13 protein-coding genes are annotated in these 13,866 nt (G+C 30.4%); 1 reads left to right on the plus strand and 12 read right to left on the minus strand.

Going from position 1 to position 13,866, the window contains the following annotated elements; genetic code table 11:
- From BMY79_RS00890 to BMY79_RS00935, 10 genes are all read right to left on the minus strand, one after another.
- Window positions 1–312 (minus strand): hypothetical protein (locus BMY79_RS00890; RefSeq protein WP_207645446.1); only part of this gene is annotated, 312 nt, incomplete at its 3' end.
- Between the two features lies 1 nt (window position 313).
- Complete coding sequence (locus tag BMY79_RS00895) at window positions 314–589, minus strand: hypothetical protein (RefSeq protein WP_029066916.1); 276 nt, start codon at window positions 587–589, stop codon at window positions 314–316.
- 201 nt (window positions 590–790) lie between these two features.
- Window positions 791–1,480 (minus strand): flavodoxin family protein, encoded by a 690-nt coding sequence (locus tag BMY79_RS00900; protein WP_022750430.1) that lies wholly within the window; start codon window positions 1,478–1,480, stop codon window positions 791–793.
- A gap of 52 nt (window positions 1,481–1,532) precedes the next feature.
- Window positions 1,533–2,150, minus strand: coding sequence for a class I SAM-dependent methyltransferase (locus BMY79_RS00905; protein WP_027422401.1), 618 nt, complete (start codon window positions 2,148–2,150; stop codon window positions 1,533–1,535).
- Window positions 2,151–2,267: 117 nt separating this feature from the next.
- Window positions 2,268–2,636 (minus strand): fluoride efflux transporter CrcB, encoded by a 369-nt coding sequence (gene crcB, locus BMY79_RS00910; RefSeq protein WP_074730303.1) that lies wholly within the window; start codon window positions 2,634–2,636, stop codon window positions 2,268–2,270.
- Window positions 2,637–3,013: 377 nt separating this feature from the next.
- The gene (locus BMY79_RS00915) at window positions 3,014–5,281 is read right to left on the minus strand and encodes an alpha-amylase family glycosyl hydrolase (RefSeq protein WP_207645447.1); all 2,268 of its coding nucleotides are present in this window, start codon (window positions 5,279–5,281) and stop codon (window positions 3,014–3,016) included.
- Between the two features lie 169 nt (window positions 5,282–5,450).
- Window positions 5,451–6,278 carry a sugar ABC transporter permease gene (locus BMY79_RS00920; protein WP_022750299.1) on the minus strand — a complete coding sequence of 276 codons (828 nt, stop codon included), beginning with the start codon at window positions 6,276–6,278 and terminating at the stop codon, window positions 5,451–5,453.
- A complete protein-coding gene (locus BMY79_RS00925) occupies window positions 6,278–7,684 on the minus strand; it encodes a carbohydrate ABC transporter permease (RefSeq protein WP_242838550.1) in 1,407 nt (468 codons plus the stop codon). The genes BMY79_RS00920 and BMY79_RS00925 overlap by 1 nt, the downstream gene beginning before the upstream one ends.
- Before the next feature lie 12 nt (window positions 7,685–7,696).
- Window positions 7,697–9,142 (minus strand): sugar ABC transporter substrate-binding protein, encoded by a 1,446-nt coding sequence (locus tag BMY79_RS00930; RefSeq protein WP_022750296.1) that lies wholly within the window; start codon window positions 9,140–9,142, stop codon window positions 7,697–7,699.
- Window positions 9,108–10,796 carry a glycoside hydrolase family 13 protein gene (locus BMY79_RS00935; RefSeq protein WP_074730304.1) on the minus strand — a complete coding sequence of 563 codons (1,689 nt, stop codon included), beginning with the start codon at window positions 10,794–10,796 and terminating at the stop codon, window positions 9,108–9,110. The genes BMY79_RS00930 and BMY79_RS00935 overlap by 35 nt, the downstream gene beginning before the upstream one ends.
- 247 nt (window positions 10,797–11,043) lie before the next feature.
- On the opposite strand from BMY79_RS00935, the gene BMY79_RS00940 reads away from it, so the two are divergent.
- Window positions 11,044–11,844 (plus strand): LacI family DNA-binding transcriptional regulator, encoded by an 801-nt coding sequence (locus BMY79_RS00940; protein ID WP_022750293.1) that lies wholly within the window; start codon window positions 11,044–11,046, stop codon window positions 11,842–11,844.
- Between the two features lie 78 nt (window positions 11,845–11,922).
- On the opposite strand, the gene BMY79_RS00945 is transcribed toward BMY79_RS00940, so the two are convergent.
- Window positions 11,923–12,708 carry an InlB B-repeat-containing protein gene (locus BMY79_RS00945; protein WP_022750292.1) on the minus strand — a complete coding sequence of 262 codons (786 nt, stop codon included), beginning with the start codon at window positions 12,706–12,708 and terminating at the stop codon, window positions 11,923–11,925.
- Window positions 12,709–13,148: 440 nt separating this feature from the next.
- Entirely contained in the window at window positions 13,149–13,814 is a 666-nt protein-coding gene (locus tag BMY79_RS00950) for a thiamine diphosphokinase (RefSeq protein ID WP_027422397.1), read from the minus strand.
- Between the last annotated feature and the right edge of the window lie 52 nt (window positions 13,815–13,866).

Here is a 13,866-nt window from a genome sequence, read left to right on the forward strand (position 1 = left end):
ATTCTCATTTATATCTTCTTGTACTCTTCTTACTTTATGCCGTAAAGCTTCAATTGCATTTTCTAGCGAATACTCGATATCTCTTCTTGTCTTAAATGCATTCTCCTCTCTATCTTCTAAAATGTACAGCATTTGTGTATCATCGAATTCTAGTTCATCAATTTCATTACTTATTGATTTTGAAATATCGCTCCAATTTTCGTACTGCTCATCACCGATTTTTTTTATTTGTTCTATTTGATAATAGATTTCTTCCTCTTGCCTTTCTAATTCAATCTTTTCTTCATAAAGATTATCTATTGCTGCATCCAATTTAGTTTTCCATCTCCTTTGCTTGTACAAAATCTATATCTTTATACTCTAATCCTAATGATTTTATATTTTCTGCTTCATTGACGATTGAATTTTTCAAGGTTTTTTGTACCTTTTGAGCTACATCCACTAATTCACTCATTTCTTTTGCTATTTCAATGTTTGAAACTTTGTCTTTTAATTTTATTTTTTTATCATTAATAAAATTTCCTACCTTTGCAATCTTAGCGTTTTCCTCTTGGACATCATTCTGACTAATTTCTAAAACATCTGCCATCGTCTTCTCCTTTCTATGGCTTTTTTCTTGTGTCAATAACCCAACTATCATTAAATTATTCAAACAATATCTGCAACCCTCCACATGTATTCCACAACACCTTCTCCATAACAACAACATTTGATTTTTTCCCAAAAAAATCAATTCATCTCAAGTTCTTTCTAAATTCATATGTCCATCCTCAAGTTTCCTCGTCACAAGCTACTTCCAAGGACGATTCCCCTCTGTCCAACCTTTTTGCCTCCAATATTCCATATCCTTAGGATTAAATCCATTTTTTTGTATCATTCGGCATAACATAAACCAGCCTTTTAATTTAATTCCCGGCTTCACTTTACCATGATTCTTTTTTATGGCTGCTGCAAGTTTATCCGTTTTCTTATGAATCTTAGCCAACTTCTTTTCAGAGACATCCTCCCAACCAGTAGCTGCTACGGCCATTCCATATTTGTATATCTTTGAAATTCCCCAATTAAAAAGACTGTCTGACATATCCTTATTGGTAGACTTCATTCCTGCTCCTGCTGCAGTACTTATGCAAACACCCTGCTTTTTAAACATCTTTTGCTCCGGTCTATGTACCATCCAGCGATAACCCAGATGATCCAAAAACGCTTTCATTGAGCCAGTTGAATGCATAACATATACAGGACTTGTAAGAATTATAACATCAGCATCATCAAGAGCATCAACGATTGGCTTTAGTTTTTCATAATGTATGCAATACTCTTCGCCTTTCATAAAACAATTTGTACATCCTAAACAAAATTCTCCAAAATCTTTTGGAAGAAAAAACTCCTTTGTTTCACCACCAATTTTGTCCGCCAACTCTTTTCCAATATGGTAAGTCGACCCATGATGATTCTGCCCATTTATTATTAAAATTTTCATAGCTCATACCTCACACGTAAACTTTAAGTTACATAATTATTTTTTCCAAATATTATTTTTTTATAGATATTATTCCTGAACAATATGATTTTTGCTTAAATGTTACATTAGGAAATGATTTTACTAGTTCGTCTAACACAAAATAAATTTCATCATCATCCCATTTATCTTCTGCTTCCTTTCTGCATTTTTCAAGCTCTGCTCTAGAACTAAAAGCCACATCACCAATTAGTAGCTTTCCACCTTCATTTAACTTATTTAACAACTCATTAAAAAAGGATATCTTTTTCTCATCTGTAAGATGATGCAATGAATAAGTTCCAATGATAAAATCATACTTACCCTCTCTTAATTCTAAAGCTAATCCCTTTGAAAAATCACCTTGAAATAATTTGGCATTTGGCATTTTTTCTTTTGCAAGTTCAATCATTCTCTGAGAAAAGTCCTGTCCGTATACATCACAACCATTCTCATACAACTTCGTTGTGAGAGTGCCCGTACCAAATCCAATATCTAAGACCTTAGCATTTGGCTTAGTCATAATCTCTTGAAAAATACCACTTAAAACATTCTTATATCCCGCAAATGGGTAACTGTTTTCCTCTTCTGAAAGTCCTACAGCCTCATCATATCCATCTGCCCATAAATCAAATCCCTTGTTGTCTAGCATCTTGTCTCCTCCTATGAATACAACTTGTCATTACACTATGCACTTCATAACCAAACTTATTATCCATTATTTCACTAATTGGTCGCACACAATCTATTTTTAATAGTAACAAAAATTTTATCTTCGGGAATACATTGCTATTTTATTTCCAGCATATACTCCTACAACACATCCCAAAACACTAAAAACTATATAGCATCCTCCTAGAAAATACTCCTTCTTTTCTAACAAATTAACTGTTTCGAGCGAAAAGGTTGAAAACGTGGTAAATCCACCACATACTCCTGTTTTCAAGAAAAGTGATATTTTTTTAGATGTATCATCTTTTTCACCAATAAATCCAACTACAAATCCTATCAAAAGTGCCCCAATAAGATTTGTTATCAACGTCAACACTGGAAACTGTGTCTTAATAGATAATTGACTAATTGCAAATCTTCCTAATGCACCAATTGCACCACCAAGTGCTACATATATAAAATCCATTTTATCCTCCAAATTCATTTTTGATCTATTCGATGTTTATTTCAATATATTAATTTTTATTCCAATATATTCGATACCTTGTTTTAATATATTAATCTTTATTTCGATATATTGATGATATATTGATTAATTTATATCAGTATAGCACACTCCTATTTTCTCTTTCAAGATAATCTAAATAAGTTGATCATTGGGAATCTTTTAGCTTTCTGGATTGACTCTTATATTTCTATCATTTTAACGTATAGTCTTTAATTCCAGGTAAAATGAGATGTCGTCTATAATTCTAGATAGAATGCAACAAGACCTAGAATATACAAATCTGTATTTCTAGGCCTTGTTATCGAATTTACTTGCTTACTAGTCTTTCTTACTCTTTATCTTTGCCAATCATTTACAACAACACCTGTTCCTTGTTTTACTGGTGTGTACTCATGATTCATTCCGCTTTCCCATATGACATTTCCGGCAGAGTCTTTCATTATGTATTTGTACTCTATTTTTTTACCGGCTGGTAAACTAATATCATAAAACCAAGTTGGATAAGTTGCTATTGAGCCTGTGTTATTAAAAAATGGACCAACTGCTTTGTTAACATTCCATTTTCCTAATTCTTCCACATTACCAACTAGATATACAGAATACCCATATTGTGTTTGTGCATTGTTTACAAAAAATCTTGTCGCTACTTGTTTTGAAGAAAGAACTCTAAATGATTTATATTTTGCAAGTTCCCCTGTAGATTTTTTTACTGTCACATCATATTCTCCACCTTCAATATTAGGCACTTGAATATTAATGCATGAATCAGACCAATCTACAATTTTTGCATTTTCCTTTCCAACATAAACATTACCTGAGTTTTTACCAAAACCTTTACCAACCACTGTTATTTTGTTTCCTGGAATTCCTACATATGGTCCAACATTGCCGATGTTAACTGTCCCATTATTTGAAACTTTATTGTCTATGCCGTTACTGCTTAGACTATTTTTGCTTGAAGCCCTGTTGTCTGTGCCTTTACTGTCTAAACCATCGTTATTTGAAGTATTATCCTCATAAGACCATACGCTACATTCTCCACCGCCTAATGTGAGACCTTTTACTTCACCTTTTTCATTGACCTCAATTGGTTTACCTTTTAAAATTCCACCTAACTCATCATTGTATTTCCCTTTTGGCAAGTCTGTAAATAAACCATTTATGTCATATGAACGATTTTCATTTCTGTTTATTGCAGTCATCACAACACTATTTCCAAATTTTCGTTCAAAAACAATTACATCATCATTAACCCATCTCTCTTTACTATTTCCATAGGCTAAAGCAGAATTTTTCTTTCTTAATTTTGCAAGTTTACCAATTATCTGATAAGCTTTACTATTTCTGTTAAAAGAATTCATATCTGCTCTATTGTCAGGGTCAGATTCACCTTTCATATATTGTTCTGAACCATAATAAATTGTTGGGACTCCCCTTGAAGTTAAAAGCGCAACATATGCCTGATTAACAGCTTCTGCATTATTTTTACTATAACTCATAAATCTGCTCATATCATGATTATCAATGAATGTTACTTGATCTTTTACTTCACTATAATCAGCTTCCGTATCAGCCATAACCTGATACAACTGTTTCATACTTGATGATTTATTTCCAATTGTATTTCGAATTGCATTTGCATATCTAAAATCCAACAAACTCATTCCACTTGAATTTGCAAAATTAGTCATTTCAGCATCATTTTGAGTGCCTCCGTTGAACCATTCCCCAAAAACAAAAACATTATGTTTTTCATATATCGAACTTAGCCAATTTGTTTGCCATCCCTGCTGCATATGTTTTACTGCATCTACTCGGATTCCGTCAACTCCTAAATCAAGCCATTTATTAATAGCATCCTTCATATATGTATCAACTTTTTGATTCATATGATTTAAATCAGCCAATCCATACATACTATGATATATTCCATTTTCTAAGCTCGAATAATCTGTCCAACTTTCATGATTGAATAGGCCTTCTTTATCATTAGAAAATTTACCAACCAATTTGCCATCTCTGTATAATGCTCCGTCTTCTGGAAATGTAACTCCTTTCAATTCGGCAGTTGATGTATGATTTGGTGCAAAATCGATTACAATTTTAATGTTTTTACTGTGAGCCGTTTGAACTAATTTTTTAAAATCATTAAAAGTTCCAAATGCTTGATTTGTTCTAAAAAAATCTTTGCCCCAATATCCATGATATGAAGCTGACTGGTTGCTTGGATCAATTGTCATTATATTTTCTACTGGTGATGAAATCCAAAGGGCACTTATTCCCATATTTGTAAAATATCCATCTTCAATTTTTTGAGTGATTCCAGCCCAGTCACCTCCATGATATTTTCTGTTATTTGATTTATCAAAAATATCTCCTGTTGGATTATTTGATTTATCTCCATCCACAAATCTATCTGTGACTATTTGATAAATTACATCTGTTGAAAAATCAGCTTTATTCTCGACAGATGTATCTTCGATTTTTTTAGTTGTATTTGTGTTTATCTCTTTAGCCGCTTTAACCTCAAATGAAGATGAATTATAAACATTCATCGTTAGCATTAATAATAGACCACCAATTATTATTCTTCTTTTTTTCATTTCTACGTTCTCCTATATAATGTAACCATTTTCTAACTTTATATAACTTTCTCATGTTATCTCGCATATGATTTTCTAATTTATCCCATATATGAAATTCCTAGTTAACTTTCTCTTTCCTTTCTTTCCACATCCCTTCTGTTAAATATACTCGCTCTTACGCTTCACTCTAGCCCTTAATTGCGCCTTCTGAAATACCTTCAACCATATTCTTTACCAAACAAAAATACAAAATTACTATTGGTAATGCGATGAAAACGCTTCCAGCTGCAAATCGTGCAAATTGTGTTTCATCTAAACTCATTAGACCAACTGCAACTGTATATAAATTTTTTTCTTTTAACAAGAGCTTTGGTAATATAAAATCACTCCATGGCCATGTAAAGGCAGTAAGTGCTGTGTAAACTATTATTGGTTTTGATAATGGAAGATTAATCTTTGTAAAAATCTGAAAATTTGTTGCTCCATCTATTTTTGCAGCTTCATCAATTGCCTTAGGAATAGTATCAAAAAATCCTTTCTGTGTAAGATATCCCATAGGTGCGCCTGCTGCATAAATTAAAATCAAGCCCCAAAGGTGGTTAATCAAACCGAACTGTGTCATCAACAAATAAACCGCTATCATTCCCATGAAAGATGGAAACATTCCTAACACCATTGTTGATTTCATAATGGTTTTTCTTCCTTTAAAATCAAATCTAGACATTGTGTACGCTGTTAAAATCGTTAAAAATGTGCCTAATATACAACTTCCTGTTGCTACAAACAATGAATTCATAAACCATCTTGGATAGTTATACATTCTTGTATCTGTAAATAATTTAACAAATGTCTGTAAACTGTATGATTTTGGGAAAAATCCCTTAAACGAATATATGCTACCTGATTTTGAAAATGAAGCTAATATTAAATATAAACATGGAAATAAGAAAATAATTGCAACCAAAATCAAAAGCATATATGTAATTACTGTATCTAATTTATCTCTTTTAAGCATTATTGGAAGGTATCCTCCTCTCTATATGATGGCGATTTTACATAAATAAACAATGAAATTGCTGATGTAATCATAAAGATTATCAAACTAATAGCCGCTCCAATGCTATAATAATTGTTATCTATTGATAGATTATATAACCAATTAATCAACAAATCTGTATCACTTGCTAAGAAATATCCCTTATTATAAAGTCCTCCTCTTAGGAAGTAAAAAATACCAAAGTTGTTAAAATTTCCTACGAATTGAGACAATAAAACTGGCATTGTAGCAAATAACATATATGGCATTGTTATTTTTCTAAAGCTTGCAAATTTTCCTGCACCATCTATTTTTGCAGCTTCATATAATGTTTTATCGATATTAGATAAATGTCCTGTTGCCAAAAGCATAATCGAAGGAACGCTAATCCAACAGTTAACTAACAAACCTATAATTCTTGATGTTGATCTAGCATCTAAATCTAAAAATCCAATAGCCTTACCACCATGCGCAACAATAATTTGGTTAATAGGTCCGCCGTAAGAAAACATAAATTTAAAGGCAAGTAATGTTATAAAACCTGGAATGGCATATGCAAGTACTGGAAATGCTCTCCAAATAGCTTTACCTTTTACACATTTCTTATTCAAAAGCATCGCTAAGCCAATACCAACAAAATAATTAAGTGTTGTTGAAATAACTGCCCATACAAGATTCCATCTTAAAATTTTCATGAATGTTGGACCAAATTTTGATAATACTATTAGTTTTTGAAAATTCTTTAGTCCAACCCAATCTACTAATTCAGGCGGAACTATAGTTCCACCATAATTAGTAAATGCAATTAAAATCATAAAAACAATAGGCAATACATTAAATATACATACTCCAACAATTGGAGAGGATAATGCTAATTTATAAAATTTCTTATCTAAATATTCTGCCACATTTTCCTTAAATGTTTTACATTTGATTCCTTTTTCAAAATCTAGTTGCATCTCATACGAACTTCGTATACATTGCACGTAAAAATAGATGAAAAGAGAGATTACAATGAGTGAAAAAATACCCATTAGTAACATGACAATTGAATCATCTCCCTTTACTCTAGCCCAAGCATCTGCCTTTACAGTGCCTAATGTAAAGAAGCCAATCACATCATCTATTCCTCTAATTAACATGTATAAAATCATTGATACTTCTATAAGGAAATAACAAATTGCCTTATAAAAACATTTGTATCTTAAATGAGCTAATCCCATTATTAAAAAAGAGGCTTTTACAGATAATGATGAATTTTTCCAAAAATCAGTAAATCTTTTTTTATGAACCATGCTATCTTGTTGTGCATTATTAATACACTTTGTTCTTTCACTGTCTTTATATTTCAAACGTTTCCTATTCTTTTTAACAATGTTATCCATCTTATCCCCCTGTTATTTGAGTGTTTTAATTGCCTCATCAATTTGCTTACACATTTCATCTAATCCTTTAGAATAATCGTTTATATCCTTATATTTTTTTTCTGCATCTTTTCTATAAGGATCTTTGGCAATATCAATCAAAAATGTCTGACTTGGTGTCCATATTTGAGAAACAGATGTCACTGATGGCATCAATACTATATTGTTCTTATCAAGATTCTCATAAATTTTTTCAGATGTTCCACCTACCGATTTTGCTACATCTTTTCTTGCAGGTGCAATACCTAACATATCTGCTCTAGTTTTTAGCATTTTAAATTTTGTTGCAAATTTAACAAACAACAAACTTGCATTAGGTGCTTTTGTGTATGAACTAATTGCATAAGCATTGACACCACCCATTGTTTTTGTTGGAATTTCATTTTTGCTATTATCTGTCAAATCACCTGATTTTGGTAATGTTGGCAATGTTGTCATAACTAGATTTTCTTTTGCTTTTTTCTCAGCTTCATTTTTTGAAATTCCTGTATAAGATTTTTCTAATTCTGATAAAAATGTTGAATACATATCTGGTGTAGACAATGTTGCAAAATATGTTCCATCAGCTAATTTGCTATACGCATTAGTTGTTATTGTATCATCTATACAATCTTCACTCATAACAGATGCTAATTGATTTAAAACACTTGCTCCTTTTGCAGAATCCTTAGCATTTAAACCTATATCAGAAGGATCTGTATTATTTTTTCCAAACACATATCCGCCATATGAGAATAAGAAACCACTTGAAAAATACATATCACTTATTGATTTCATATAACCATACTTAGATGCATCTTCTTTATGACGTTGTATAGAAAACTTATACATGCTTTGCCATGTTTCAAGCATATCTGGTACATTATTTTTATTATCATCCCATTTTTCTTTCCAATCGGCTGGTAATAAATCTTTTCTATAATACAACATTGGTGCTTGAACATTTACTGGTATTCCACATGTGTAAGTCTTACCATCCATTTTGGTTTCATATGCTTTCCAAGCTGAACTTGGAATTTCTTTATAGCCTTCTATTTCTTCAACTGGTAAAGGTAAAACATGTTTACCTTTTACATATTTCATGATAACATCGTTTGCCTGATAAATGACATCTGGGCCATATCCATAAGGTCCATCTTTAGTCAAATCAGAATATTGATCCATATTAGCATCTACTGCTTTTATTCCTTTTGATTTATATTCCTTATTGAAAGCATCAATCAATTTTTTGAAGTATCCTTTATCTATAGCAGTATCATTTTCTAAGACATGTATTGTCACATTCTTTTCTAATTTTCCATCAAATACTGCTGCCCCACTTGTTTTTTTGTTATTTGCCTCCGCATTATCTTTAGAACAACCTACTAATGAAAGCATCATTGAACTAAGAAGCATTATAGCAACTACTTTTTTCTTCATTATAATCACCCTTTCTTAAAACTCTATAATTAAATGGTTCAATTCCATTTATTACCTTGTTCTCCATATTAATTTCTAATCTAATTTTGTTATTTTTATATATTCTTTCTACGATGAGCAAACAGTTTTTTTCATATATTTTAACTGTTCCAAACCTAATTTCCTCAAATTTTTTTAGTTTTAATAATGCTTTAAATTTTTCTAAAAATTCTTTATCCCAATTTTCTTCATTCCAGTCAAAACAACGTCTTGAATCTGGATCATATCCTCCTTCCATGCATATTTCAGTTCCATAATATACACAAACTGCACCTGGGAAAAATACAGATAGTGCTAACGCGCATAATTGTTTTTTCTTATTACATTTTACTTCTGTAAAAAATCTAAACGTATCATGGGAATCAATTAAGTTTAGCATCATTGAATTTATAAGACTATTATTTCTCATTAAGATTTCATTCAATTTATTCGCCATTCCCTTAGCATCTAATTTATCTTTTGCTAAGTAGTCTAAACATGCTTTAGTAAATGCATAATTCATAATGCTATCATACTGGTCTCCCATTAAATATGCATATGCATCATGCCAATTTTCTCCAATTATTACGCAATTTTCTTTTTCTTTTTTTACAGCTTTTCTAAATTGTCTCCAAAAATCGTGTGACACTTCATCAGAAACATCTAATCTCCAACCATCAATATCACATTCTCTAATCCAATATACTGCGATATCTAGCAAAAACTCTTGCACCTGCAAATTTGCTGTGTTTAATTTTGGCATATAGTTACAAGAAGCAAAACATTCATAATTTCCTTTTTCCGGTTCTGGAAAATCTCCATCAATTATAAACCAATCATAATATTTTGATTTTTTCCCCTTTTCGATTACATCTTGAAACTGATAAAGATTCATACTGCAGTGATTAAATACAGCATCTAAAACTATATGAATATTTTTTTCATGTGCTTTGTGAACAAGCTCTTTTAAATCTTCTATATCTCCAAACATTGGATCAATTTTTTTATAATCAATAATGTCATACTTATGATTTGAAATTGAAAGAAATATCGGTGTTAAATAAATTGCCGTTATTCCCAAATTCTCTAGATAATCTAACTTATCAATTATACCTCTTATATCACCTCCTGCAAAATTTTTAGGAGTTGGTTTATCTCCCCATTTCATATCAATATAAGATTTATCTTTTTTTAGGTTTCCCATGTTAAATCTATCAACAAAAATCTGATAAAAAACAGCACCCTGCATCCATTCTACCACTTTTATTCTGTCATTTTCATTTATATATGGCATTTGGTAAAAATTATAAAATGCATTTTCAAAATCATAATCTACCACGATTCCATCTTCGCAAAAATAAAATCTTTCGCCATTTTCATAAATTTCAAAAATATATGCTAGTCTCAAATCAGATAATTTTATCCTTTTCTCATAATATCTATACAATTTATCCTCGTATTTAACTTTCATTTTAGCCTTATATCTTTTACTCTGGAACTCGTATTTTGGTCCATAGAGAAGAAAAACGTCTAATTCATCTTCCTTTGAGGTTCGTAAACGTATAACTATTTCATCTTTATTTACCGCATAGCAGTACTTTGAATCAGACATATGTAATATTGCAAATTGGTTCATTGTTATTTTCCCTTCTTTTTTCTGTTGTTTTTTATTTTGTGTTTGGTTATTCTGTGTTGATTATTTGTGTTGTGTTTTTTTGTGTTGTAGTTTTTTTGTGTTGTGTTATTTGTGTTGTGTTTTTTGTGTTGTGTTTTTTTGTATTGTGTTTTTTGTGTTTATTATTATTAATATTCAATATTGACATTTTAATAATATTTTTTAATAATAGTAATTGAAACGATTAAACTACTTATAGGAGGCAATTATGTCAAAAAATAAAATCACAATCAAAGATGTTGCTCGTGAAGCTGGTGTATCAACTGCCACTGTTTCATATGTTGTCAATAATCGAACAGATGTAAAAATATCACCTGAAACAAGACAAAAAGTTTTACAAATTATTAACCTTCTTGACTATTCTCCAAATCAAGCAGCTCAAGCGCTTGCCGCAAAACGTAATAGTACGATTGCTATATATATTCCTCCAACAGATTCAATTCTATTGAATGCTGAAAATATGTTTACTTTGAAGGAATTTATTAAATATTTTAATTCATTAAAATATGATGTTATCTTACTTAATGACTCTTCATGTGAAAAATGTGATAAAGCTGATGCTATTATCTGCTATAACACATGTAAGGAATCTTTTTACAATTTAGGAAATAAAAACTTTATTCCATTACTTGCTTTAGATTGTATTATAAACGATCCATTATTTTTCCAGATTAACTCTAATCTTGATACATTACATGCTAAAGCATCTGAAAAATTTGTCGATGATGACTATACTTTCGTTACTCTTAATTCATCAAACCTTGATAATATACTATTCTATCAAGAACATTTTTCTTCTGTAGAAATAGTAGACTCAATTAATGATTTAGAAAAATATAAAAACAAAAATATATTAGTATCTGACTATGTGCTATATAAATCTCTTAGAGAACAAAATAATATTTTATATATTCCTAAACTATCAACCCCAAAATTAGAAGTCTTAAATAATTGCTTAAAATCCGTTATAGCTCGTAATCCACTAGACCAGCACAATGTACTAGTCTAGTGCAATTGGTTGTTAGTTTTTTATTTTAGTTTTTATTTTATTTCTTTATTGTTGTTTATTATGGCATCTTAGTGTCTTTTATCCTTCAACACGTTCAAATGTGATTTTATCGTATGGATTTAAATTAAAATTCTCTTTACTATCTTCTTTGTAATGCTCATCCTTTGTATCATAATAATCAGCACCTGGATATGTTGTTAAAGTAAATGTATATTTTCCATCTTCTACTACCTCAATATTTGATTTTTTAGTAGATGCAGCACCTAATGCTCCTGAATTTTTGAAACATTCTTTTCCATCCTTCTTAGATGTTTCTAAATAACCGAATCCTCTTTGATCTTCCCAATTGCCATTCAAAGCAAATTGGAATTTATCGCCGGCTTTTAAATCAACTGTAATAGTATATACATTGTCACCATTTACTGTTGTTTTTTCTAGTTTTTGTGCATCACCTGTAGTTTTTCCCCAATTTGATTCTTTCAAGACATCACTAGCTCCATCTCCAACAATATAAAATGTTCTAGTATCTTCTTGCTGTTTAGCTAGTCCTGCATATAATTTCATGTTTTCATTAACAGGTCTTGATAAATCAGCCTTTCTTGTGTGATCTGGATTTAAATACCATGCCACAAATTTATATCCATCTTTTTTTGGTTCTTTAGGTGTAATTTTCTCACCTGATTTAACTTTTAATGTTTCAATTTTAGTTTTTCCATCAACATTGTATAAATCTACCTTTACTTCATCTTTTTTTTGTTCAACTTCACTTGCATTGCTTGTATCTGTTCCACATCCTGTCAAAGCAAATGTACCTACTCCCATAGCAGCAACCAACATAAACATTGTCATTTTTTTTCTAAGCATATCTCATTTCCTCCTTCTTACCTCTCAACTGTTCTTTAATACCAAGCTGACAATTATATATTTTTTATAACATGTCAATTATAATAGCTAGTATGTTTTTTCTCAGTTTAAACGTTTAAATGATTTTGTAGATTTAAAGTAGCTAAGCTTTTTTTTTGCTTGCTACTTAAACGTTTAACCTAATACTATATTAATACTTATGCATTTTATCTACAACGTCAATTTTCACTAAAAACTATATTATTTTTTTGTTCATATTATACAAGTGTGGCAGTTTTTACTGTTATCGGCCCTACATAGTTCTTTTTTATGCACGAAAAAACGCCGCTCATGATTACTCTAAATAATCATTTAACGACGTTTTAACTCTAAAACATCTACTTTTTCTATACGAAAAATCAGACGATACTATTACCAACTGCTAAACGCATGCTGATTTTTTAATCAATTGCCTCTACAACAATTAATATTCCTTTGTCAAAAGATATAATTCCGAAATCTCCTATAATTTCATTGCTTATTCCTAATGCATTAAATCCTCCCATATTATAATTATGCAAAGGATATTTAAATCCAGATAAGGTTACATTTTTTACTTCAGCTGTGTATGGAATCAATGATATAAAATGTTTTTTATCCTCATTATTAGCTTTTGTATTTTTTATTTTAAAATTTTTTGCATCTTTAAGCATAAAAACTTTATTTTTACTGTCTTGCATTATGATTGGGATGTTTTTTTCAAGACCTATTCCTAGAAGTGAAATATTCGCTAATAAATGGTCTATTCTACCACCTGTAGCGCCAAAAAGGCTTATATAACTTGCCCCACTATCAATTGCATAATGAATTGCATGTTCTGTATCCGTATCATCTTTTACTGGATTTAAAGTAATCCATTTGATGTTTTCTTTAGAATCAAAATATTTTTTCGAATCTTTATCCACAGAATCAAAATCTCCTATAATAACATTTGGTTTAATATTAGTCCTTTTAAAAAAATCCAAACCTGAATCAACCGCAATAATCTGATCAAACTTCTCATTTTTTAAAATTCCACTCACATATTTATCATTTATCTTACCGCCTGTTACTATAGCAAATTTCATTTTTTTATCCTTCCAAATTTCCTTAAAAAAATTATTTTTTATATTACTAACT

Origin of the sequence: Lachnobacterium bovis (assembly GCF_900111325.1) — a bacterium.
Classification (GTDB): domain Bacteria; phylum Bacillota; class Clostridia; order Lachnospirales; family Lachnospiraceae; genus Roseburia; species Roseburia bovis_A.